The sequence below is a fragment of the Blastomonas fulva genome (assembly GCF_003431825.1).
In the GTDB taxonomy this organism is placed as follows: domain Bacteria; phylum Pseudomonadota; class Alphaproteobacteria; order Sphingomonadales; family Sphingomonadaceae; genus Blastomonas; species Blastomonas fulva.
The window spans coordinates 293,181-316,499 of the sequence record NZ_CP020083.1 but is presented as its reverse complement, the minus strand read 5'-3'; the positions used below and the strand labels follow the sequence as shown (position 1 = coordinate 316,499).

Here is a 23,319-nt window from a genome sequence, read left to right as displayed (position 1 = left end):
AGCGTTCATGCAACTGACTCCCGGCTTTCAATAAGCTGCAGCGACAACGGGGTGTAGATACCAGTGCGCTCCAGCTTGGCCCGTGTCTGGTCATCGATCCCGATGCGGAGGGCGCCGATTTTCGACCCCTTATTGCCCTGAGGTTCCCCCAGCGGCTCGCATTGCCACCCGAAGCGGAGGATCTGGGCGAGCCAGCCAAGCTCGGCAACGCCGGTGTAATAGTTGATGCCCTCATCGATCGCGTGATCGACCAGCGCGGTCACAAGCTGGTTGCGGGCCGACAGGCGCGATCCAGCGTCCTGGTTCCGGTCAAGACAGAAGCGCGAGATCTCCAGGATGCGCGGACCTCGCGGAACCTGGCCGTTGCACAGATGGGGGTACAGATCGCCCAGGATGTGCGGCCCTGTGGTGTGCAGCAGGCGGGCCGAGGCGCGATGCTGTCCATCTGCGCCGAGCAGGATCAGGTAGCGGGCATCTGGCGTGTCGAACTGGTCGATCTCGAACCGGTCGTCGAGGACGGGAAGGTCCCATTTGAGGAGATCCACAAACACCTGCTTGCGGGCCGCAAACATGGCGCACATGGCCATGCTGCTTTCCGCAATTTTCGGATGAGTAACGGCGCTGATCATGGCTGTTGTCCCAGAACTGTTGTCCTTCGAACCAGACCACGATCGGACTTTCGCCGGTATACCCAGTTCAGGGGATGGGTTAAGGCGCCACCATATCGTCATCGTTATGGATGCTCTCGGGATGAGAGATCGCGCGCGCCCGAAAAGTCTCGCTTTGGTGGGTGTCATTTTGGGCGCTTCCGTCGTGCGACGCCAGTCAAACAATTTTCGAGTGCGCGCGACCGGCATTTCGCTGCCATGTGCGCTATGTCGTGTTAGGATAATCGGAGTTTCATTAACATGTTGCGAGTGTTATATTGCGCCGACCTATATCAACCCGCCGATTCCGCCCGGCGTCGATCTCGAGACGGTGCCTATTCTCAAGGCACTCAATGCCGCCAGTCTGGCTCTCGCCGACTTGAAAGGTCAGGCGCGCACGATCCCCAATCAGGGGATCCTGATCGACACGCTTGCCCTTCAGAAGGCCAAAGCATCATCCGAGGTGGAGAACATCATCACGACCCAGGACGAGCTGTTTCAGGCCGAACTCTTTCCTGATGATCCGCAATCGCCTGCTTCCAAGGAAGTTGCGCTCTACCGCGACGCAATGCGGCTCGGCTATGCCTGAATTCAGGAGACCGGCGGCCTGATCCCCAACTCCGTTCTCATCGATATGTTCAGGCTCCTGAAAGGACGCGAAGACGGGTTTCGGGCGCCGCCCGGCACTGCGCTCAGGCATTACCGGACGGGGGCAATCGTGTATGTTCCGCCGCAAGATGCGCGAGACATTGTCCCGCAAATGACCGCGCTCGAGCGCTTCGTGACCGATGACACAGTGAGCGACCTCGATCCACTGATCAAGATGGCGCTGATCCATCACCAGTTTGAGAATATACATCCGTTCCCCGACAGGAATGGACGCATTGGCCGGATCCTGAACGTACTCTATCTAGCGCGGACCGGGCTGCTCGACATCCCTGTCCTCTACCTTTCCCGCCACATCACCCGGCACAAGGCCGACTATTATCGCCTGCTGCAGGCTGTGCGTGACAGCGGAGGGGCGCAAATTGCTTGGGAAGATTGGGTGATCTACATGCTCGAGGGTGTAGCCGAGTCAGCGGCAACAACGCTTCGCATCGTCGAAGGGATCCGTGACCAGATGGCCCGGGCAAAGCACAGAACGCGTGCCGAGTTACCCCGGCTCTACAGTCAGGAGCTGCTGAACAACCTGTTCCGGCATCCTTATACGCGCTTCGAATATGTTCAGCGGGACACCTTGACCTGAAGGCACGACAGACTGCTGCAAATTACCTCGATGCGCTAGCGGAGCACGGGTTCGTGGTGAAACAGCGCGCTGGCAAGCACAACTACTACATCAATACCGAGCTTGTCCGGAGGTTCCTCGAGGTGTCCGAAGGAGGGTAAGCTGGTCAAGGCTGCGACCATGTCAGCTGCCGATCAGACACGGTCATTCACGTAGTTCACAGTAAACGCCCACTCGCCACAGCAGCTGCCGAATTGAGGTTGCGAAGACGGCGGCCAGATACGCGCTCCCATCCGAGCTTTCAGGTCAAATATCTGGCATCATATATGCGTTCACTCGCCATGGTCGAAAACGACATTGCGAAGCTTCCATTTGCTCGAAAAGCCTCAGAATAAGCAGCACATTACCACCATATGGTGTTAGGCAAGGTCAAGAGCCGAGAAGCAGCCCGAGGAACTGGCGGTCGGACCAGCCGCTGGCTTTTCCGCTAAGCACGTTGGCCATATTGAGCCTGGCCTGGCGCACGATAGTCAGTTTGCGCGAGGGGATCACGTAAAGCCGCTGGTCGCCTGCGCCCGCTGCCAACACCATGTCTTGGGGAAGTTCGCCGCCGGCTTGGGTGATGTCGGTGGCGGCGGTGACGGCGTCCTTGGCGGGGGTGGCGCGCGGCAGCCACCAGGTCAGGCCATAAGCAGGGTTGGGCGTGCTACCATCGAACAGCGCGCGCAAGGTCGCCCCGTCGACCAGCGGCTTGCCGTTCTGCACGCCGCCTGCGCGCACGAACTCGCCAAGCCTGGCCCATTGCTTCGCGCTCATGACGGCGCCCTGCGGCATCAGCGGCTGGCCGTCCGGTCCATTGCGCCAATCGGCCACCGTCACGCCCAAAGGTTGCAGCAGACGCCGCTCGGCATAGGCGCGGGGGTCGGCATCCTGGCCACCGGCGGAAAGCTTGCGCTTCAGGATCTCGCCGAAGATCTGCAGCGGTGTCGGCCCGTATTGAAAGGCTGTGCCGGGCGCCTGGGTCAGCGGCACATCAAGCGAGGCGGCATAGCCCTGCGGCCGACCGACGGCAGAAGGGTGGCCGCTGGTCATCGACAGCAGGTGCCGGATCGTAATCGCATTCTTCTGCGGAACGTCGCGCCATTCGGTGATCGTGGCGGCGGCGGCCTCGTCGAGGGTTAGCAGGCCATCCTGCACGGCCGCTGCCGCCACCAGCCCGATCAGGCTCTTGGTGCCGGACCACAATTCGTGCGACACGTCCACGCCCGCAGACGCACATGCAATGCGCCCGTCTTCAAGCACCAGCACCGCGACACCGTCGCGCGCCTGTGAATAGGCGATGGCAGCATCGCAGCCGGGGAGGGTCTGCGCGGAGGCTGCTGCACCGTGTGGCACAAGCCATGCTGCCGTCACCAGGGCCATCGCCCGCCATTGCCTCATCATAGGAAACTGCATCATAGGAACTGCCTTGCCGGTTGCTATTGTCTTTAAGATTATTATCGATAATATCGTGTTTGACAACGATCGATTGCCTGCCGTTTCAGCATAGCTAGGATGCTGCTCGCCGTTACTGCCTTAAAAAGCATTCGCTGCCTGAAATGCCACAGCTTGAAAGCCATGACCGCCCGCATGACCGATGAGGAAACCACCCCCACCCAGGACCGGGTTATCGCACGGCTGCTGACCAACGACATCGTCGAATGGCGGATCGCGCCGGGCACTTGGCTGCGCGAGCGCGAGATCGCGGCGCGGTTCGATGTGTCGCATGCGCCGGTGCGCGAGGCGTTCCGCCATCTGGCGCGCATCGGCCTGGTCAAGGTGGTGCCGTGGCGGGGCACGTTCGTCATCGATGTCGATGATCATGCCGCCAACGAGGTGTACGAGCTGTGGAAGGCGCTGTTCGGCGTTGTCTGCCGGTTGGCGAGCCTGACGATGAGCGACCGCGATGGCCGCGAACTGATGCACCGGCTGGTCGAATACAAGGACATCACCCAGCGGACCGACAACACCTTCGAGCATATCCGCGTGTCCAACCGCATCGGCCGGTTCATCGCCAAGCGCTGCAACGCGCCGCTGGCGCTTGAGCTGCTCGACCGGGTCGCTTTGCTCGCGCGCTGGCAGCACAATGTCTATACCGAAACGTACCTGACCGAGCATGCCAGCGAGGCCGGAAGGCAATCGGCGGTGCTGTATGAAAAGCTGTGCCGCCATATCGTCGCGCATGAGGCGGATGCGGCCGACCAGACCGCGCGCGAACTGATCGGCGTCACCCAGGCGAGCTTTGCCGAGGCGCTGCAGGAATACAAGGACCGCCGGGTCAAGGCCAAGCCTGCGCGGCGCAGGAGCAAGCCTGCGTGAGACGGGGGGACATACCACGGGGGGACATGGCACGGCGAGCGCTGCTCAAGGCCGGGCTAGCCGCCCCGCTGGCGCTGCCGTTTGCCTCTGCCGCTGCTCAAGTTTCGGAGTCCGACGAAATGTCTTCAGAGCGCTTGATGGCAGACGTCCGCGCGTACGCAGGGGCCGGCAACAAGCAATCGGGCGGTCCGGGCGATCGCTGGACGGCTGGCTGGACCGCCGAGCGGCTCACGGCGGCTGGCTATGCCGTGCAGGCCCAAGCGTTCGATGCGCCATTCTTTGAGCCCGGGCGCTGCGCGCTGGTGCTGGGCGATGCGGCGATCCCGGTGATCGCGCAGCCGCTTGTGGTGCCTACGCCGCCGTCCGGGATCACCGCGCCGCTGCGGCTGGCGGAGATCGGCGGCAGGCTGGATGGCAGCATCGCGGTGGTGCGGCTGCCCTATCGTCGCTGGTCGTCGCTGGTCGATGCGGCGGTGCGCAGGCCGGTTGCCGATGCGGTGGCGCGCGGCGCGGTGGCGGTGGTCGTGGCCACCACCGGGCCTACCGGCGAAGCGCTGCTGCTCAACGCGCATGCCGATGCACCGTTCGCGCCGGTGCCCATCGCGCTGCTCGCACCGCGCAAGGCAGCGCCGGTGGTGGAGGCCGCGCAGACCGGGCTTACGGCGCGGTTGCAGATCAAAGGGCAGGACGGTGTGCGCCAGGCGCAGAACATCATCGGCCAGCGCATCGTTGCGCGCGCGCCCTGGATCGTCATATCGACGCCGCGGTCCGGCTGGACCGACTGCGTCGGCGAACGCGCGCCGGGCGTCGCGATCTGGCTGGCGCTGGTGCAGTGGCTGCCGCGCCACTTCCCAAGGCACAGCGTGCTGATGGTCACCAATTCGGGCCATGAGTATGAGAATCTGGGGGCAAAGCGGATGATCAAAACGTTCGGCCCGCCGCCGGAGCAGACCGCCTTGTGGCTGCACCTTGGGGCGAATGTCGCGACGCGCGACTGGCACGAACTGCCCGACCGGCTGCTGCCCTTGCCCAGCGCCGATCCGTTCCGTTTTCTAATGACGTCGGACGATCTGCTCGCACAGGCGCGCGCGGCATTTCGCAACCAGCCGGGGCTTGAGGCGGCCTATTCTTCGGCGGAAGGTGCGGCGGGCGAACTGCAGGAAATCGTCAGGGCCGGGTATCCGCGCCATGCCGGAATCTTCGGTGCGCACCGCCAGCATCATGCTGCATCGGACACGCTGGAGACGATCCTGCCCGACGCGCTGCACGCTGCGGCCAGGGGCTGCTGCGCCCTGATTGCGGCTGCCCTTCGCCCGAAGATCTGACGCTTCAAACAGCCACGTCGGTTTTGGCCTTGACAGCGACGTGCCTTGTGCACAGAATTATCGATAATAATGACATAAGAAATAGAGAGGGACTTATGAAGGGCACCGCGCACCTGCTTTACTGCTCGGCCGCAATCTGGACGGCGATGGCAACCCCGGCCTTCGCCCAGGCGGTAGATCAGTCTGCGGATGATGAAGCCGAGGCGGCGGCCCAGGACAGCGCGGCAGATGCCAACGACGGCTCGATCGTGGTGACCGCACGCCGCCGCGAGGAGCGGCTGGCCGACGTGCCAAGCGCGGCTTCGGTGATCGATGCCGCTTCGCTGTATGACAGGGGCGGCGCCACCGGCAGCGGCGAACTGCTCGCCGATCAGCCCAGCGTCCGGTTCAACAACCTCAATTCGTCGATCACCTCGGAAATCTCGATCCGCGCATCGTCGACCGCGCGGGCCACCAATGGTGACCCCAGCATTGGCCTGTACCGCAACGGCGCGTATATCGGCGGTGGCGCGATCGGCGGGCGCAACTTCACCCGGCTCGATTTCCTCGACATCGGGCGCGTCGAGGTACTGCGCGGCACGCAGGGCGCGCTGTATGGCCGCAACGCGGTGGGCGGTGCGATCAACATCATCTCGGCCACGCCCGAGTTTGATCTGTCTGGCTGGGGCAGCGCGCGCTACACGTTCGAGAACAATGCCCTGCAGATCCAGGGCGCGGTGAACGTGCCGGTGGCCGATGGTCTGGCGTTCCGCCTGAGCGGGGAACTGGTGGAGCAGGATGACGGGTTTTTCTACAACCCGAACAACGACGTCTATTTCGATCAGCAGAAAGGCCATGGTCTGCGCGGCCAATTGCGGCTCAACCGAGGGCCGGTCGATCTGACCATCATGGCGGAAACCCAGTCCTTCACCGTCCCTACGATCCATTACCAGATATTCATTCCGGCGGGTACGCCGGGCTTTCCCGGTGGCTATATTCAAAATCGCTTCAACTACCCTTGGGATACCGCGCCGCGTGCGACGCAGGATGTCGACGGCTTGCAGGCGCTGCTGAAGATTGATCTGGGCGGGGCGGAATTGAGCGGGACGACATCGTACCGCAGGCGCCATTCCGAATACGACCTGGACAATGACGCAATCAGCCCGGCGGAACTGGCGCGCGCGCGCGCTGCAGGGCAGATTGGTGCTGCGACGCCGCTGGACCCCAGCAGCGCCAGCTTCATCGTCGATACCACCGACATCTTCTCGCAGGACCTGCACATCAGCGGCAAATCCGGGCGGCTGACCTGGCTGGCGGGCGCGGACGCCTATATCCTCGACAGCGACTTTTCGGTCACCACCACCCGCACGCCGACGCCTGCCAACCGCTCGCCCGGCAACATCGCGCCGGCGCGCCTGAATTTCGAAAGCTACGCCGCGTACGGGTCGCTGGGCTATGACCTGACCGACAGCCTGAACGTCACTGCCGAACTGCGCTACACCCGCGACAGCCGCACGATCACCGCCCGCCTGTTCGATCTTGCGACATTGCTGCCCACCGGCGGTCCGTCCCGGATCATCGACGACAGCATCACGGCGGACAATTTGTCGTACAACGCCACCTTGGCCTACAAGATCACGCCGGATATCCTCGCTTACGGCAAGGTCGGCAGCAGCTATCGCGCTGGCGGCTTCAACACCCGCCTGTCCGATCCGCGCGCGCCGCGCCCGGTCGAGGTGTTGTTCGGCAACGAAAAAAGCACGACCTATGAGGCAGGCTTCAAGGGATCGCCGGTGCGGCGCGGATATTTCGCCATCGCGGGGTATTTCACCAAGCTAGAAGACCTGATCGCACAGGTCGACGATGGCTGCGCGCTCACCAATGCCGCCTGCCCGGTGGCCGCGGTCGCGTATCTCACCAATGCCGGCAACGCCGAAAGCTGGGGTATCGAGGCGGAATACAGCCAGGGCTTCGATCTGGGGGCGGGTTCCGGGCGGCTCGCGCTCAGCGGATCGCGCCAGGGCGGCGAGGTCAAATCGGGCCGCTTTGCCGGGCTCGATCTGGCGCAGGTGCCCGACTGGCTGGCGTCTGCCAACCTCAACCTGTGCTATCCGGTCAGCCGCGATGTCAGCCTGATCAGCAACGTGCTGGTCAACGGCCAATGGGGCGGCAAGCAGGAACTGACCGCGACCTCGGTCGATCTGGACGACTATGTTCTGGTCAACCTGCGCCTGGGCGTCGAGGTCGGCGGATTCAGCATCAGCGCCTTTGCCAACAACGTGTTCGACAAGGTGTATTTCGTCGCGCAGGCACCCACCATCAACCGCTACAGCCAGCCGCGCGTGTTCGGCGTGGAGGCCCGCGCCCGGTTCTGATAGCTAGCACACCGTCCGGTCAAGGCTGGACCAACATCAAGGCCCGTTCCTATGCGCCTGTTTACCCTCATCGCAGCGGCCCTGGCATGGCTTGTACCAGCGAGCGCCATGGCACAGCAGGCACCAGCGCAGCCGGTGGTGAAGGTGGCGCAAGGCCAGTTGGCGGGCGTGCGCGACGGGGACCTAGACCGGTTCCACGCCATCCCGTTTGCAGCGCCCCCGGTCGGCCCCTTGCGCTGGCGTGCGCCGCAGCCTGCGCCTCGCTGGACGGGTGCACATGACGCGTCCCGCCTGGGGCCTGCCTGCCCGCAGACCATCCGGCCAGCCGTGGTTGCAGGGGGCGTTGCCGATAACCAGTCCGAGGATTGCCTGCAGCTGAACATCTGGCGACCGTCCGGCGCGCGCAAGCTGCCGGTGATGGTGTGGATTCATGGCGGCGCGCACGTCATCGGATCGGGCACATTCCCTGCGTTCGATGGCACCGCGCTGGCGCGGCAGGGCGTAATCGTGGTGACGGTGAACTACCGCCTGGGCGCGCTGGGCTATTTCGCGCACCCCGCGCTCACCCGTGCAGCCCCGAAGGGAGAGGCGACCGGCAATTACGGGCTGATGGACCAGTTGGCGGCCTTGCGCTGGGTGCAGGCCAACATTGCCGCATTCGGCGGCGATCCAGCCCAGGTCACATTGTTCGGCGAATCCGCCGGGGCGATCGCGGTCTCGACGCTGCTCGCCAACCCTGAGGCCAAGGGGCTGTTCGCGCGTGCGATTGTCCAGTCCGGGGTGGGTCTGGCGGATATGAAGACGCTGGCCGATGAAGAAGCGCGCGGGATGGCAATAGCCGCGCGGGCCGGGGCACAGGGTGCAGCCACCGCCGACGATCTGCGCGCGCTGTCGGTCGAGGCGCTCGTCAAGGCAGGCGAGGTCCGCAAGCCCGGCGAGATGGCCGGGCCGTTCATCGATGGCACTCTGGTGCGCGAATCGCCCTGGCGGGTCTTTGCGCGCAGCGAGCCGATCGACGTGCCGGTGCTGGTCGGCGCCAACAGCAACGAGGCCAGCGTGATCCTGGCGATGCGCGTGCCACCGGGGGCGGCTTTGTTCTACCTTGGCGACTATCCCGCCGCCGGGCGCGCTGCCTATGGCACCGGATTGGCCGGTGAGGAACTGGGAGAAGACGAACTGGCGCGGCAGGTGCTGGGCGATGCCTGGTTCGTCGCCCCTGCGCGCTGGTTGGCAGAGCGCACCGGGAAGGGCGCGCCAAGCTACCTGTACCATTTCGATTATGTGGCTGAGGAACGCCGGGCGCGGGCCAAGGGCGCGGCGCACGGATCTGAAATCCCGTATGTTTTCGGCACGCTCGATTATCTCGGCAGCGTCGCAGGGCCGGTGAGCGCCGGCGATCGCAACTTTAGCGCAGGGGTATCCGCCTGCTGGGGGGCCTTTGCCAAGACCGGCGCGCCCAATTGCCCGCTGGCCCCTGACTGGCCACGATACGACCCCGCTAGCGACCGCGCCGTCGTGTTCGGCCCGCAGACCGCCATCGTACCGCAATTTCGCAAAGCCCAAATCGACCATCTGCTCAAGGTGCACGCGCAACGGACGGGGGTGAATCCCTGACGGCCAGCGGCCACCTTTGCCTGCCAGCTATCGGACATAACCACAGAAGCAAGGAGAGATGGACATGGCTAGGTTGAAGACGGGAGTGTGGCTGGCAGCAGCCGCAACGAGCGGTGCATTGGCACTGGCAGCACAGTCACAGCAGGACGGGACATCGCAGGCGGGGGGCTATCTGGTGCAGTTGCCGCCGGTAGCGCAGCAGCCATCATCTGCAACCTTGGCTCCGATTGCAGCGTCCGCACAAGCAGGCGCGTTCAAGACCGTCGGTGGTTTTACCTACGACTGGACCGCTCTTGAGCAGGCGATCCTTGCAGATACTCAGGTCGATAACGCCTATATCATCGTTGGAAACGCGACGGATGCCGAGTATCTCTATGAAATCGAAAAAGGCAGCTTCAGCATCGATCGGGTGACGCCGATCGCATCGGCCTCCAAATGGTTCACCGGTGCACTGGCGATGCGGATGGTGCAGGCGGGGCTCGTGACGCTGGATGATCCTATGCGCCCTCCGCTGGCGTTCTGGACCACGACGGGCACCAAGAAAGACGTCAGGCTCAAGCATACGCTATCGATGACATCGGGCTTCAACGCCAACCCCCTGGTCGGGGGTTGCCAGTTGCTTCCTACGATGTCGCTCTACAATTGTGCCAAGAGTATTCATGACCTGCGCTATGATGCGCTGCGCCCCGGCAACGCACCTGGTGCGCAGTTCAGCTATGGGCCCCACGGCCTTCAGGTGGCGGCTGCCTACCTTGAGGCCAAGGACACTAGCATTGCTCCGGGTACTTCACCTGCACGACAGCGCAACATTCACGAACTGTTTGCCCAGCATGTTACGACGCCGCTCGGAATGACTAGTACGGCACTGCATGATCCGTCTGGCAGTTCGCCAACTAATCCTTGGATAGCAGGCGGCGGCTATTCTACGGCGCGCGACTACGCCAAGATGCTGCGCGCGTTTCTGATGGGCGCATTCATCGTGGATATGGACACCTTTACACAGCAGCGGACCGCTGGATTGACGAGACTGTTCGTGCCCGGCAGCGCGGCTGATTGGGAGTATGCGCTTGGCTCGTTTGTTGAATGCGACACACCGGCGCAGTGTGCGACATCGAAGATCAACTCGTCTCCGGGCGCCTTTGGCTGGACCGGCTGGATCGACAGGACTACCGGCTATTACGCCCTGATTGCTACCGAAATTTCCAGCGGCGGCGATTCCAAAGGCGTGGAGCTGGAACAGGAAATGCAAAATTTGATCGAAAATGCAATTGCACGCCGAACACCAGCGTCTTGACGCTCGGCGAGCGCCCATCTGATCAGTAGCCAAACCCGGGTGGGCAGTTGCCTGTCCACTTCGGGCCGCAAGGCGATTGCGACATTGGAACGTCTCGGGGTGGTCTGATGTGACCGAGATGTCAGACCGGCCGGCGAGCGCAGTGCGACGGTTCGTAACCAACCTTGCCGCTGGCCTCCTAGCCGGTCGGGCGCCTATGGTAGGTCGGCCCCTGATCAGGCCTACCGTTCCGAATGGCGCTAACGAACGGCAAAAATGTTTCACAACGTGCCGTCTGCCTTGCGGCAGCAACCGACCCAATTTCAGTTTTCCGGCTCGATCCGTAGGCGCGATTGCCTTCGCCGGATTTTCCGCCCCGGCACCCTTTGCCTCAAGCTTCTGCCCAGGAGTAAGCACTCGATAGGATGAACAAACCTTGCAGGACGTCTTATCTCCCAAATCCTTCAGCTTGAATTCCACCAGTCGAAGATATCCGAGAACCCGATGAGCCCGTCGAACAGCGCGCACAGGATCAACATCTGCCGGCCATGGACATCGTACCGCTCGCGCGCATTCTTGAGATGCTGGGTTACCGTTTCCTCGCTGATCCCCAGGATCGCCGCGATTTCACCGGCTGTCTTTCCCCGCGCCGACCACAGCACGCATTCGCACTGCCGTTCGCTCAGCACGGGTCTGGGTTCCACTGGTCTGGCACCGCTGATGCGCCGGGCGGCAGCAAGCGCGGTCGCGCCGACGATCTCGGCAGTATGGAGGAAATGCTGCGGCAGATCGCGATCATGTCTGATGACGAATGTACAGCTGCCGCTCGCCTCACCGACCAGATGTCGTGGCACCGTATAGCCATCGACCAGACCATTTTCCCGTCCCACTGCGAGCATTTGCCGGTCTGCGGCGGTCAGCGGAACATAATGCTCGATGTGCTGCCAGCTGAAGCCGGTCAGTGCGCGCTCACCGGCACGGCGGACAGGGTCTGCTTTGCCAAGGTCGAACCCCTTGTACACTGTCGCCCAACTTTCAGGATAGTTGTGCACCAGCAAGGTACCGGGTTCCGAAAGACCCCTGCGGTCATAGGCCAGTGCGAAATGATCGAAATCCATTCGCGCTGCTGCCTTTTCAAGCGCGCCAAACAGATGCAACTCGTTTGTCGCGCTGGATATCTCGAGCGACAGGTCTTGTGTCAGGTGCCATTGTTTCACGTTCTAAAGCCCGGCAGCAGGCGCGTTTCCGACCCGTCGACCCTGCTGGCCACTCCTTCAGATCGCCGATTTCCGGTTCCTGTCCGAAAACGCCGAACGGCTGGATGCACTTATGTCCTTTGCAGGCCATCGATATGCGGGCTCTGGCTGCGGCTCGATTTCGAACGATGGCGACCACAGCTGTAACTTAGCAATCTGATTCTGCATGATAAAGTCCTTGTTCCGAAAAATCTGGACCGGATCCGGTTCTAATCTGCTGCGCCGAACAGGATATCGGCAACGATCAAAATTGCTGCGTTGGAACCATCTTGGTCGCTCCAGGGCGTCCAACTTGCAGCCTACTGGTTGGGCTTGCGAATGCTTAGGGGCCGCTTCCTGGCCCTGCCAGGCACCGCTAGCGCCATGGCAGGGCAGCTGCCTTCCAGCAGGGAGGAAGAGCAGGGCCGGAAATCCGTGACGGAGTGAAGGCAGGCGAGAGGTTCGCTGGTCATCCGTCGCGGAGACCTTCCATGCGCAAAACCTATCGATCCAACTCCGGCGCCACACCGGGTCCGGATATCTACCGCAAGGTAACCGACCAGATTCTGGCCGAACTTGAGGCGGGCCGGGTGCCCTGGGTCCAGCCGTGGGACTCCAGCCATGCCGGTATCGGCCTGCCCTTCAATGCCGCAAGCCAGCGGCGCTACAGCGGAGTCAACATCCTCACATTATGGCATGCCGTGACTGCACGCGGCTTTACCGGCCATGGCTTCCTGACCTTCCGCCAGGCAGCCGCTCTTGGCGGTACCGTACGTCGCGGCGAGCGCGGTACTCCTATCGTCTATACACGCCGCATCGCGCCGGACGACCGGCGAGAGCGGGGGGATGATGGCGAGCATTCGTCCGGAAAGGGATTTTCCTTCCTGAAGTCTTTCACCGTCTTCTCGGTCGATCAGTGCGAGGGCCTTCCCGACCATGTCCACGCAAGGCCGCAGCCCGTTCCCGATGGACTTATCCTGCCTGCTGCCCAGGCGCTGATCGATGCGACGGGTGCTGATTTCCGGATTGGCGGCCACGAGGCTTATTACAGTCCAGCCCATGACTTTGTCGCGGTGCCCAGGCCCGAGGCCTTTCACGAACCCGTCAACTGGCACCGGACTGCCTTTCATGAGCTGGCTCATTGGGTCGGCCACAGCTCGCGGCTGAACCGCGACCAGAGCGGTGCATTCGGTTCAGCGGCATACGGGCGAGAAGAACTCGTCGCTGAAATGGCAGGCGCGTTCGTCTGCGCGGCACTTGGCATAGCTCCCACGGTCCGGCACGCCGATTACATCGGCTCATGGCTTGCCATCCTTCGCGAGGACCATCGTGCCATCCTGCGGGCAGCCAGCGCTGCGTCCAAGGCCGCCGACTATCTGCTTGCTTTCCAAAGCGACCGATCGGGTAGCTCCGCCATGGCGGATGCGCCGAACGGGAGATCGAACCTATCCCGCGTTGTGGAAGGGAGGCAAGCCGCATGAAACTGCTGACCAGAAAGCTTGCAGCCAAGCTGCAGTTCAACGCCCGCCAGCGGGCTGCTGCCCTTGGGCAGGGAAGCCCCGAGCCTGACCCCCTACCTGTGGTGCGGTTCTTCAATCCATTAGGCTCTGCCAGCTGGCTCGCCACCGAACTGGATGAGGACGGCATATTGTTCGGGCTTGCCGACCTCGGGTTCGGATGTCCCGAGCTCGGCAGTTTTGCCCTGTTCGAGCTTGAAGACATCCGCCTGCCGCTGGGTCTCAGAATTGAGCGGGACATCGTGTTCGATCCCGTCTTGCCCCTCTCGGTTTACACCTATGCCGCTCGCCAGTGCGGGGCCATCGTGACAGCGCAAAGTGAGCTGGCCATGGCCGCCAGTGCGCTACGCGCTCGGCAGCTGGACCGCTGACGGGAGAGAAGGCGCTGCGCTTGCATGGGGAAGCGCGACCGCACCACCACGCGCTGCCAGCGTTGCGCATCCGGGCGGCGGTTGGTGCAGGCCGCAAGCAAGCGAGGAAGAGGTGAGCCAGGGTCTTGTGACGGGCTTGAGAGCCGGGAGAGAGTCTTTCGGCGGTCCGTCATGGAGAATGGCCATGGCCAGATCGAAAGCCACAATCACCCTGAGCCCGTCACGCGACATCCCGTTCGACCGGCTTGTCCTGTCCCAGTCCAAGGTCCGCCAGATCAAATGCGGACTTTCGATTGCCGAACTTGCCGAAGACATTGCGCGGCGCGGCCTGTTGCAGAGCCTCAATGTGCGGCCGGTGCCTGGCACGGATGGCGCCGAGACCGGCATGTTCGAAATCCCCGCAGGCGGGCGGCGCTACCGCGCACTCGAAATGCTGGTGAAGCAGAAGCGGCTTTCCAGGACCGCCCCGGTTCCCTGCATCGTGCAGCAAGCATCCGCCGAGATCCTCGCGGAAGAAGACAGCCTTGCCGAAAACGCCATGCGCGAGCCGTTGCACCCGCTCGACCAGTTTCGTGCGATGCTTAGCCTTGTCGACAAGGGACAGCAGGTCGAGGCGATCGCAGCTCATTTCATGACCACGCTTGCCGTCGTCCGCCAGCGTCTGAAGCTTGCTGCGGTTTCGCCGAAGCTGCACGAGATCTATGCCGAAGACGGCATGACCCTCGACCAGCTGATGGCGTTCACCGTCAGCGATGATCATCAGCGGCAGGAACAGGTCTGGGAACTGCTCGGGCACAGCTACAACCGCTCGGCTGGCTATATCCGTCACAAGCTGACCGAAAACACGGTGCGGGTCGCTGACAAGCGCGTTCGGTTTGTCACGGAAGCAGCCTATGTCGCTGCGGGCGGCAGCGTCGTGCGTGACCTTTTCGAGCCCGATGATGGCGGCTGGCTGACCGATGTCGCACTGCTTGATCGTCTGGTCGATGAAAAGCTGGCTAGGGATGCAGAACGCATTCTGGCAGAGGGCTGGAAATGGGTGGAGAGCGCCATCGATCTGCCGTGGAATGCCACATCGGGCATGCGCAGGGTCTTCGGAAGCGAAATCCCGATAACGCCTGAGGAAGCTGCACGGCTTGCGGCACTTGAAGCGCAGGCAGACGAGCTGTCGGCAAGATGGTCGGATGCTCCGGAAATTCCGCCGGAGGTCGATGCCAGCATCGATGCCGTTGAAGCCGAGATCGGTGCGCTGGTCGATCGGCCGGCGATCTTCGATCCTGAAGATATGACGTGCGCTGGCGCATTTGTGTCGATCGATACCGATGGGTCCCTGCGGGTCGAGCGCGGGCTGGTGCGGCCCGACGATGATGCTGCGGACCCGAATGTTGTGGAGATGGACACTCCCGCAGTGCCCGGATCTGCCGGCGAGGCCGCGCACGGTTCGGACGCCGGGCATCACGAGACGCAAGGGTCTGCGCTGTCCCGAGACGATGACACCAGTGGCGACACTGAAGAAGGAGACGCCCTCAAGCCGCTCCCCGACCGTCTGGTCTCCGACCTGACCGCATGGCGCACGCTGGCGTTGCAGGATGCCTTTGCAAAGGACCCGGCGACTGCTTTTGCGGCAGTGCTGCACGCGATGGTGCTGTCGGCGTTCTACAGTTTCAGCCATGAAAGCTGCCTGCAGCTGACGCTCCACCCGGTACATTTCAGCAGTCCGCCCGAAGGTTTGCGAGACAGCGCGCCTGCTCACGCAATCGCGCAGCGCCATGCGGCCTGGACCGGTCGTCTGCCCCAGGCCGACACCGAACTGTGGGATGCGTTGCTCGCACTGGATGCGGATGACCAGGCGTGCCTTTTTGCGCATTGTGCATCGCTCGGGCTCAACGCCCAGGCCGAGATCGTGCCCAAATATGACAACGGCCGGATATCCCGCCGCAGCATCGAGCGCCGGATCGCACATTCGCATGTCATCGCCCGGGCTGTGGAGCTTGATATCATCGCTTCAGGCTGGCGCCCGACCGTCGAAGGCTATTTTCGCAGTGTTACCAAACCGCGCATTCTGGCCGATGTGACCGAAGCGCGCGGCGAACAGTTTGCAGGCATGATCGACCATCTCAAAAAGGCAGACATGGCACGGGAAGCTGAGCGGCTGCTCGAAGAGACCAACTGGTTGCCCGAGCCACTGCGTACTCCGGGCGAGGAAGGAACGCCGTCGCAGGACGCTGCAAACGACGATGGAGCCGGCGCGCTGCCTCCAGGGCTCACCAAGGATATCGATGGCGAGGCGGAAGACACCGGCGAGGATCACGGGGGTGCCCATGCCATTGCTGCCGAATGATACCGGGCCGTGCTGAGCGGCTGATCAATCCCTCCACTTCCCGAAAGCCCGGCCACCGCGCCGGGCTTTCCCATTTTCAGGAGAACTCCAATGTCAGCATTCGACATCTACTGCCATGCCCCGCTGGGCGCAAAAATCCGCTTCTCGAACGGCGAACCACGGCCGCCCGATCGCTTCACGCGCAAAGTCAGGGCGTGGGAAGAGGACAACGGGACAGGGACGCTCGTGCAGTGGAGCCCAGGATCTGAAAACGCGACCTGGTCGTCACCTCCGACCTTTGGCCTCCACATTGCAACCTATGCGAGCTCCGGCGTACCTGTGATCGTCCTGCGGCGTATCTATTCGACGACCAGCCAGCTCCAGTTCGACATCGTCGAACGGCCGCGCGTCGGCATGGCACGCATCCTCACGGCCATCGGCGAGGGCGATGAACTTCAGCATGTGGCGGAAGATGAGGCTGCGGCACAGTCGTGGTTGGCCCGGCATCGTTATCATGGCGCGCGCATCGACATGGTCGGCGATCCTGACGCTGTCAGCCGTCCCCTCTTGCGGGGGCAGGCAGCATGACCAGCATCAATGCCGAATATGGCACAACATCCGATGGTCTGATGGCAGCCCGGATCGACTATCTTGCGCTGATCGCAATCCCCAACCGGGATGGGCAGGGGTATCGTGTAGCAACCGCCTTGCCCGGCTCGAAACCGATTTGCCAATGGTCGGCGTCAGATGCACTGGGTTCCGAAGGGCAGATCGCGGACGAGGCCGGCTTTCGTGCCCATGTCGAAGAGTGTCTGCTCCATTTGCGCCAACGCGAAGCTCTGGGCCGAACCAGTATCCATCAGCCTGTGCCCTCGCCTTGGGGGCCATCGCAGACTGCGACGCGCTATGCCGAAGGCATCGTCTGCCATGAGACCGCCAGCCACGGCGGCTTCCATCTCGACAAGGCAAGGAACGCGGCGATGCACCCGGTGCTTCGCCTGCCCGCAGGTTGGTACGAGGAAGACGGTGACTGGGCTCGCGTTGCCGCGGCCTATCCCGACATCTTTACCGACAGGGAGAAGCGCTCGGCGGACAGGATATTGCGCGACTGGCTGCCCGATGCATGGGAGGCTGTGCATGGCCGCCAACTTGGTCGATCAGAATCCTTCACCCGCGATCGCGAGGGGTTTGCACGCGACCATTCTGCCGACTGGATCGTGATTTCTGCGGCGCGGTCACCGGACCATCCGGGCGATGTCATCGGCACGGCCACGATTGGCGGACAAAGGGCCAATGCCCCCACCCGCAGCTTTCTGATCCCCGGCAGCGAATATGCCGCTGGCAGGCACGGGTTCGTGATCGATACCACCAGGCACCTGCTGCTGGATTGAGAGGAAGAGATGGGACCGGGACGGGCGGGCCGCGGGGCCGGGAGAGAGCACCGCGCGGCTCGCTCTTTCCCGCTCTCCTGAGGATCCAGCCATGACATTTATTCCTTCCAGCAAAGCGCAGGGTACCGCGCTGCGCCACTCCGAGACCGCCGCATGCCTCCATGCTGCCGCGCAAAACATCCTGCCACTGCTCGAGGCTGGCCAGCCCTTCGACACGGGCCAGCTGCGCGCCGCCATGCTTGCGGCTTTCGGGGCAAGCGATGCCGAAGGTGGCTGGGACTGGAAAGCGGCCTATGACGCCTGCGAGGGTGCCCAGGTTCTGCTGCTGCGCTCTTACGGCCGTGCGCTGATGACGCGGGCGGGTTCCTCGCATCAGCGCCTCAATATGTTCGAACGCATTGCTCGGCGGCTCCCTACGCACACGCGTCGTTCGGAGTCCGGCCAGTCGCTCCAGCAGTTCTCCACCCCGCTGCCGCTGGCATATGTTGCTGCGCAAGCAGCGCGCATCCGCAAGGGCGATCTCGTGATCGAGCCATCGGCTGGCACGGGCATGCTCGCGATCCATGCCGAATTGGCCGGTGCAACGCTCGCGCTCAACGAGCTGGACTGTGGCAGGGCAGAATTTCTTGCCCGTCTGTTTCCCGGACTGTCCGTGACCAGGCACGATGCTGCCTCGATCGATGATCGGCTGGATAGTCCGGTCCAGCCTGATGTGGTGCTCATGAACCCGCCCTTTTCGGCGGTGGCCGGCGTCGATCGCCGCATGCGCGATGCAGCATTGCGGCATCTCGCCTCGGCGCTTGCACGCCTGCGGGACAACGGACGGCTGGTCGCGGTCGTCGGCGCGAACTGTTCGCCTGAAGCACCCCCATGGCGCGATGCGTTCGGCGCACTGCAGCAGACCGCCACGCTTCGCTTCTCTACTGCAATCCCCGGACACGTCTATGCCAAGCATGGAACGACGATGGCAACGCGGCTCCTCGTGTTCGACAAGCTGCCGGATCGAGGCGGGACTGCGTGCCTGGAAAGGCGCAACACAGCACCCGACCTTGCTACCTTGCTGCAATGGATCGAAACCGATGTGCCGCCACGGCCGGATCCGTCACGACCGCTGCCAGCAGCGGCATCGCCAGGCCCGATCGCCATCCTCCGCCATTCGCACAGCCCGGCTAGGTCGCCGGTTGATGCAACCGAGACTGGCGGCCTGGTCGGCGATGACCAATGCGAACTGGTCTATGCGACGCGGGACTGGCAGACGCCCGAAGGCAGGCTCGGCGATACGATCTACGAGCCCTACACACTGCAATCGCTTGCCATTGACGGCGCGCGACCGCATCCCACCGCGCTCGTCCAGTCCGCGGCAATGGCGTCGGTCGCACCGCCCAGGCCTTCCTATCGGCCCAATCTGCCAAAGCGCCTGGTGGCGAATGGAATATTGTCCGACGCGCAGCTCGAGTCGGTCATCTATGCCGGCGAGGCTCATTCCGGACATCTCTCCGGCGCATGGGCGATCGACGAAACCTGGGACACGGTCTCGGCGGCGAGCGACGACATGGAAGGCGCCATCCGGTTCCGGCGCGGCTGGTTCCTGGGCGACGGCACCGGTGCCGGCAAGGGACGGCAGGTCGCAGGGATCATTCTCGATAACTGGCTGAAGGGACGGCGCCGTGCGATCTGGCTGTCAGTCTCCGATCGGTTGCTCGAGGATGCGCAGCGCGACTGGGCTGCCCTTGGCCAGGAGCGGCTTCTCGTGACGCCGCTTTCGCGTTTCCGGCAGGGTTCGCCGATCAGGCTGGCCGAAGGGATCCTGTTCACCACCTATGCGACGCTGCGAAGTCAGGCGCGCGGGGGCAAGGCCAGCCGGGTCGAACAGATCGTCGAATGGCTGGGCCGTGATTTTGACGGCGTGATTGTCTTCGACGAAGCTCATGCCATGGCCAATGCTGCAGGAGGCAAGGGCGCGCGAGGCGAGCAGAAGCCTTCGCAGCAGGGCCGTGCCGGCCTGCGTCTCCAGCACGCGCTTTCCGATGCGCGCATCGTCTATGTGTCGGCGACCGGCGCCACGACTGTCCAGAACCTGGCTTATGCGCAGCGTCTGGGCCTGTGGGGCGGCACCGATTTTCCGTTTGCGTCGCGAGCCGAGTTCGTCGCGGCGATCGAGGAAGGCGGTGTTGCGGCGATGGAGGTCCTGGCGCGTGATCTGAAAGCACTTGGCCTCTACGCTGCCCGTTCGCTCTCGTTCGATGGCGTCGAATATGAGCTCCTCGATCATCAACTGACAGATGAGCAGCGGCGCATCTATGACAGCTATGCAGGCGCGTTTCAGGTCATTCACAACAATCTGGATGCAGCGATGGAAGCGTCCGGCGTGACGAGCAGCCTGCATGGCACGCTCAACCCGCAGGCGAAGTCGGCGGCGCGCTCGGCATTTGAGAGTACCAAGCAGCGCTTCTTCAACCATCTTATCACCGCCATGCAGACGCCTGCCACGATCGCGAGTATCGCGCGTGACCTCGAGGCAGGCAATGCCGCCGTGGTGCAGATCGTCTCGACCGGCGAGGCGTTGCAGGAGCGCCGGCTCGCCGAGATTCCCACGCAGGAATGGGGCGATTTGTCGGTCGACATCACGCCGCGCGAATACGTTCTCGATTATCTCGCGCACAGCTTTCCGGTCCAGCTCTACGAACCTCTCACCGACAGCGAAGGCAATCTGGCATCGCGCGCCGTGTTCGACGCTGAAGGCAATCCGGTTTTCAACCGCGAAGCATGCCGCCGCCGCGATGCGATGATCGAAAAGCTTGCCTCGCTGCCCCCGGTTCCGGGCGCGCTCGACCAGATCGTCCAGCATTTCGGGGACGAGGCGGTTGCCGAGGTCACCGGGCGCTCGCGGCGGATCGTGCCGGTGAAGAGCGAGGACGGATCGGTCCGCTTTGCGGTCCAGAACCGGCCCTCCAGCGCCAACCTCGCCGAAACTCGCGCCTTCATGGACGATGAGAAACGCGTCCTGGTCTTTTCGGAAGCCGGCGGGACGGGCCGGTCCTATCATGCCGATCTGGGCGTCAGAAACCAGCGCCGACGCATCCATTATCTGCTGGAGCCTGGCTGGAAGGCAGACAGCGCGATCCAGGGGTTCGGCCGTACCAACCGCACCAACCAGAAGCAGCCGCCGCTGTTTCGCCCGGTGACGACCGATGTGAAGGCGCAGAAGCGGTTCATTTCGACGATCGCGCGCAGGCTCGACACGCTTGGCGCCATCACGCGCGGTCAGCGCCAGACGGGCGGCCAGAACATGTTCCGCTCGCAAGACAATCTGGAATCGGCTTATGCGCGTGATGCGCTTCGCCAGCTTTACCGGCTGCTGGCAGATGGCAAGGTCGAGGGCTGCTCGCTGCTGGCGTTCGAGGCGGCTACGGGTCTGTCTCTCGTCGATGACACCGGCCTCAGGGACGAGTTGCCGCCCATCACCATCTTTCTGAACCGGATGCTCGCGCTGACCATCGATCTGCAGAACATCCTGTTCGAGACGTTCGAAGGCCTGCTTGTCAGCCGGATCGAAGGCGCGGTCGCGTCAGGCACCTTTGAAATGGGTCTGGAAACCCTGAGGGCCGAGAGCTTCACGGTGTCGGGGCGCCAGACGATCTATACGCATCCGGGAACAGGCGCGCAGACCCAGCTCCTGACCATCGAGCGGAAGGACCGGAATGCGCCGCTCCTCCTGGCCGATGCGCTGGACCTGGTTCAGGCGCGCGGTGGCGAGCTGCTCGTCAATGCGCGGTCGGGCCGTGCTGCCGTCAAGCTTTGCGCGCGCAGTCTCATCGATGACGATGGCAGCGTTCATCGGCGCTTCGCTCTCCAGCGGCCGCTTGAGAAGATCCGCATGCTTGCCGTGGATCTGGAGAATTCGCACTGGCGGCCCGCAGATCTACAGGCCTTTGCAGCTGCCTGGAACGTGGAGCTTGGCGAACTTCCCGAATATGAGACATCGACGCTGCACATCGTGTCAGGACTACTCCTGCCGATCTGGAAGCGGCTGCCCAAGGAATCGACACGGGTCTACCGGCTGCAAACCGATGCCGACGAACGGATCATCGGTCGCAAGGTAACGGATGCCTGGGCGGCGAGCGTGACCGGCGACAGTCCGGTGGACATGGACATGGACGTGTCCGAGGCGTGGCGCATGCTGGGTGCAGGCGAAATCGCGCTGGAAATCGCCGAGGGCCAGGCATTGCGCCGGGTCCGCGCGATGAACGACTGGCGGATCGAGCTGTCAGGGTTCAACGATCTGGGAGTCGAGCGGCTGAAAGCGATGGGCTTGATCTCCGAGATCGTCTCGTGGAAACTGAAGTTATACGTGCCGGCAGGGGCTGCTGGCGCCGATGTGTTCGCTGCGCTCGTCGATCGGTTTCCGATCGTGCGGGTGCAGGATCGCAAGGCCGCCTGAAGGAGCCCCGCATGATCGAATCCCCATCCGAAATCGCGCGCCGTTTGGCCGAGAACGCCGAGGCGGTGTGCCGCCATTATCTTTCCAACGGTCGCCGCGAGGGACATTACTGGATGGTCGGCGATGTCCGCAATACGCCTGGCCGCAGTCTCTATGTTCGGCTCACAGGGCATGGCGAAGGTCGCGCGTCAGCTGGTAAATGGACCGATGCCGCAAGCGGCGAGCATGGCGACTTGCTCGATATCATTGCTGCTTCGTGCGGGCATCCGGTGTTCAGCGACACGCTAGTGGAAGCGCGGAGATTTCTGAGCCTGCCGCTGAAAGCCGGGCATCCGTCGGGGAGGACCAGACGCGCCAGAACGAATGCCGGTACGCCTGAGGCTGCGCAGCGGCTTTGGACCAGATCCCTGCCCTTTGGGGGAAGTCCGGCTGCGGCCTATCTGGCGGGGCGCGGCATTACCGACCTTTCCGGATGCGAGTGGCTGCGTTTTCATGCCCGCTGCTTCTACCGGCCCAGTGCGGACGATGCGCCAGACGTTCGCACCGCCTGGCCCGCGCTGATTGCTGCCGTCACAGATGAAGCCGGTGCCGTCACCGGTGTCCATCGCACCTGGTTGCACCCGAACATGACAGGCAAGGCACCGGTCGCAACCCCCAGGCGCGCCATGGGCCAGCTGTTGGGGCATGGCATCCGTTTCGGCAAGACAGGCCCGGTCATGGCTGCGGGCGAGGGGATCGAGACCATGCTCTCGCTGCGGCAGGCGATGCCTGGAATGCCGATGATCGCGGCATTGTCCGCCGCGCACCTTGCTGCTCTTGAATTTCCTGCTGGGCTCAAACGGCTGTATGTCGCCTGCGACAACGATCCCGCAGGGGAGGGGGCCTTTGTGAGGCTTGCTGGTCGCGCAGGTGAACAAGATATCGAGGCGATTGCACTGTTGCCTCAGCGCGATGATTTCAACAGCGATCTTATGGCCATCGGTCTGGACGCATTGACGGCAAGACTGGGGACGATGCTCGAGACCTCCGATGTCGCGAAGTATCTGCAATCCCGCTGAATTTCGCCTGCTGTGCCGGGCGGGATGCCTGCGCAACCGTCACGGATCTGTCTGACGACACAGACCCGCATGCAGGGACGCTGCGCCTTTGGCCTTCGCTCGGGGCGACTGCGCCACAGGGTGCAGACACGCAATGGCGTGGCCAGGCTATTTTCCGCCGGGGCATGCGCCCCTTTGCATCGCGAGCCAA

Annotated in this window: 18 protein-coding genes; 15 read left to right on the top strand and 3 right to left on the bottom strand. The window is 63.3% G+C overall.

Translation table 11 applies throughout. From position 1 onward, the window contains the following. Positions 1-5: 5 nt before the first annotated feature. The gene (locus B5J99_RS01510) at positions 6-629 is read right to left on the bottom strand and encodes an acyl-homoserine-lactone synthase (protein ID WP_117351254.1); all 624 of its coding nucleotides are present in this window, start codon (positions 627-629) and stop codon (positions 6-8) included. Here B5J99_RS01510 and B5J99_RS19770 point away from each other — a divergent pair. From B5J99_RS19770 to B5J99_RS20040, 3 genes are read left to right on the top strand one after another with little or no spacing between them, the layout of a single operon-like run. Next, the gene (locus B5J99_RS19770; RefSeq protein ID WP_245991712.1) at positions 628-1,236 is read left to right on the top strand and encodes a Fic/DOC family N-terminal domain-containing protein; all 609 of its coding nucleotides are present in this window, start codon (positions 628-630) and stop codon (positions 1,234-1,236) included. The genes B5J99_RS01510 and B5J99_RS19770 overlap by 2 nt on opposite strands. Positions 1,237-1,281: 45 nt before the next feature. Next, positions 1,282-1,893 carry a Fic family protein gene (locus B5J99_RS19765; protein ID WP_245991711.1) on the top strand — a complete coding sequence of 204 codons (612 nt, stop codon included), beginning with the start codon at positions 1,282-1,284 and terminating at the stop codon, positions 1,891-1,893. After that, a complete protein-coding gene (locus B5J99_RS20040) occupies positions 1,866-2,033 on the top strand; it encodes a hypothetical protein (RefSeq protein WP_425456477.1) in 168 nt (55 codons plus the stop codon). The genes B5J99_RS19765 and B5J99_RS20040 overlap by 28 nt, the downstream gene beginning before the upstream one ends. Positions 2,034-2,301: 268 nt before the next feature. Here B5J99_RS20040 and B5J99_RS01500 read toward each other — a convergent pair whose 3' ends face one another. Beyond that, on the bottom strand, positions 2,302-3,330 hold the full coding sequence (locus tag B5J99_RS01500) for a serine hydrolase domain-containing protein (RefSeq protein WP_117351253.1): 1,029 nt from the start codon (positions 3,328-3,330) through the stop codon (positions 2,302-2,304). 171 nt (positions 3,331-3,501) lie between these two features. On the opposite strand from B5J99_RS01500, the gene B5J99_RS01495 reads away from it, so the two are divergent. From B5J99_RS01495 to B5J99_RS01475, 5 genes are all read left to right on the top strand, one after another. Beyond that, positions 3,502-4,230, top strand: coding sequence for a GntR family transcriptional regulator (locus tag B5J99_RS01495; protein WP_117353295.1), 729 nt, complete (start codon positions 3,502-3,504; stop codon positions 4,228-4,230). Between the two features lie 26 nt (positions 4,231-4,256). Next, positions 4,257-5,555: a hypothetical protein gene (locus B5J99_RS01490; RefSeq protein ID WP_162892407.1), complete on the top strand. Its 1,299-nt coding sequence runs from the start codon at positions 4,257-4,259 to the stop codon at positions 5,553-5,555. Between the two features lie 95 nt (positions 5,556-5,650). Beyond that, a complete protein-coding gene (locus B5J99_RS01485) occupies positions 5,651-7,909 on the top strand; it encodes a TonB-dependent receptor (RefSeq protein ID WP_117351251.1) in 2,259 nt (752 codons plus the stop codon). Between the two features lie 51 nt (positions 7,910-7,960). Further along, complete coding sequence (locus B5J99_RS01480; protein ID WP_117351250.1) at positions 7,961-9,523, top strand: carboxylesterase/lipase family protein; 1,563 nt, start codon at positions 7,961-7,963, stop codon at positions 9,521-9,523. Positions 9,524-9,587: 64 nt separating this feature from the next. Beyond that, the gene (locus tag B5J99_RS01475; protein ID WP_162892405.1) at positions 9,588-10,817 is read left to right on the top strand and encodes a serine hydrolase domain-containing protein; all 1,230 of its coding nucleotides are present in this window, start codon (positions 9,588-9,590) and stop codon (positions 10,815-10,817) included. A 443-nt stretch (positions 10,818-11,260) separates the two neighbouring features. Here B5J99_RS01475 and B5J99_RS01470 read toward each other — a convergent pair whose 3' ends face one another. Further along, positions 11,261-12,013, bottom strand: a complete 753-nt coding sequence (locus B5J99_RS01470) for a LuxR family transcriptional regulator (RefSeq protein WP_245991710.1) — start codon at positions 12,011-12,013, stop codon at positions 11,261-11,263. A 509-nt stretch (positions 12,014-12,522) separates the two neighbouring features. Between B5J99_RS01470 and B5J99_RS01465 the strand changes: the two genes are divergently transcribed. The 7 genes from B5J99_RS01465 (at position 12,523) to B5J99_RS01435 (ending at position 23,129) form a co-directional block, all read left to right on the top strand. Further along, on the top strand, positions 12,523-13,512 hold the full coding sequence (locus B5J99_RS01465; protein WP_117351247.1) for an ArdC family protein: 990 nt from the start codon (positions 12,523-12,525) through the stop codon (positions 13,510-13,512). Then, the gene (locus tag B5J99_RS01460; protein WP_117351246.1) at positions 13,509-13,919 is read left to right on the top strand and encodes a DUF2958 domain-containing protein; all 411 of its coding nucleotides are present in this window, start codon (positions 13,509-13,511) and stop codon (positions 13,917-13,919) included. Before B5J99_RS01465 ends, B5J99_RS01460 begins: the two co-directional genes overlap by 4 nt. 184 nt (positions 13,920-14,103) lie before the next feature. Continuing rightward, positions 14,104-16,260: a ParB/RepB/Spo0J family partition protein gene (locus B5J99_RS01455; protein WP_117353294.1), complete on the top strand. Its 2,157-nt coding sequence runs from the start codon at positions 14,104-14,106 to the stop codon at positions 16,258-16,260. 90 nt (positions 16,261-16,350) lie between these two features. Continuing rightward, entirely contained in the window at positions 16,351-16,827 is a 477-nt protein-coding gene (locus B5J99_RS01450) for a hypothetical protein (protein ID WP_117351245.1), read from the top strand. Further along, positions 16,824-17,630: a DUF7007 domain-containing protein gene (locus B5J99_RS01445; protein ID WP_117351244.1), complete on the top strand. Its 807-nt coding sequence runs from the start codon at positions 16,824-16,826 to the stop codon at positions 17,628-17,630. Before B5J99_RS01450 ends, B5J99_RS01445 begins: the two co-directional genes overlap by 4 nt. A gap of 91 nt (positions 17,631-17,721) precedes the next feature. After that, the gene (locus B5J99_RS01440) at positions 17,722-22,071 is read left to right on the top strand and encodes a strawberry notch-like NTP hydrolase domain-containing protein (RefSeq protein WP_117351243.1); all 4,350 of its coding nucleotides are present in this window, start codon (positions 17,722-17,724) and stop codon (positions 22,069-22,071) included. 11 nt (positions 22,072-22,082) lie between these two features. Beyond that, positions 22,083-23,129, top strand: coding sequence for a DUF7146 domain-containing protein (locus tag B5J99_RS01435; protein WP_117351242.1), 1,047 nt, complete (start codon positions 22,083-22,085; stop codon positions 23,127-23,129). Positions 23,130-23,319: the final 190 nt, after the last annotated feature.

Excerpts from the sequence above, each read along its gene's own strand:
- B5J99_RS19770 (WP_245991712.1), top strand. The coding sequence starts at position 628 with ATGGCTGTTGTCCCAGAACTGTTGTCCTTCGAACCAGACCACGATCGG.
- B5J99_RS01510 (WP_117351254.1), bottom strand. The coding sequence starts at position 629 with ATGATCAGCGCCGTTACTCATCCGAAAATTGCGGAAAGCAGCATGGCC.
- B5J99_RS19765 (WP_245991711.1), top strand. The coding sequence starts at position 1,282 with ATGTTCAGGCTCCTGAAAGGACGCGAAGACGGGTTTCGGGCGCCGCCC.
- B5J99_RS01500 (WP_117351253.1), bottom strand. The coding sequence starts at position 3,330 with ATGATGCAGTTTCCTATGATGAGGCAATGGCGGGCGATGGCCCTGGTG.
- B5J99_RS01495 (WP_117353295.1), top strand. The coding sequence starts at position 3,502 with ATGACCGATGAGGAAACCACCCCCACCCAGGACCGGGTTATCGCACGG.
- B5J99_RS01490 (WP_162892407.1), top strand. The coding sequence starts at position 4,257 with ATGGCACGGCGAGCGCTGCTCAAGGCCGGGCTAGCCGCCCCGCTGGCG.
- B5J99_RS01485 (WP_117351251.1), top strand. The coding sequence starts at position 5,651 with ATGAAGGGCACCGCGCACCTGCTTTACTGCTCGGCCGCAATCTGGACG.
- B5J99_RS01480 (WP_117351250.1), top strand. The coding sequence starts at position 7,961 with ATGCGCCTGTTTACCCTCATCGCAGCGGCCCTGGCATGGCTTGTACCA.
- B5J99_RS01475 (WP_162892405.1), top strand. The coding sequence starts at position 9,588 with ATGGCTAGGTTGAAGACGGGAGTGTGGCTGGCAGCAGCCGCAACGAGC.
- B5J99_RS01465 (WP_117351247.1), top strand. The coding sequence starts at position 12,523 with ATGCGCAAAACCTATCGATCCAACTCCGGCGCCACACCGGGTCCGGAT.
- B5J99_RS01460 (WP_117351246.1), top strand. The coding sequence starts at position 13,509 with ATGAAACTGCTGACCAGAAAGCTTGCAGCCAAGCTGCAGTTCAACGCC.
- B5J99_RS01455 (WP_117353294.1), top strand. The coding sequence starts at position 14,104 with ATGGCCAGATCGAAAGCCACAATCACCCTGAGCCCGTCACGCGACATC.
- B5J99_RS01450 (WP_117351245.1), top strand. The coding sequence starts at position 16,351 with ATGTCAGCATTCGACATCTACTGCCATGCCCCGCTGGGCGCAAAAATC.
- B5J99_RS01445 (WP_117351244.1), top strand. The coding sequence starts at position 16,824 with ATGACCAGCATCAATGCCGAATATGGCACAACATCCGATGGTCTGATG.
- B5J99_RS01440 (WP_117351243.1), top strand. The coding sequence starts at position 17,722 with ATGACATTTATTCCTTCCAGCAAAGCGCAGGGTACCGCGCTGCGCCAC.
- B5J99_RS01435 (WP_117351242.1), top strand. The coding sequence starts at position 22,083 with ATGATCGAATCCCCATCCGAAATCGCGCGCCGTTTGGCCGAGAACGCC.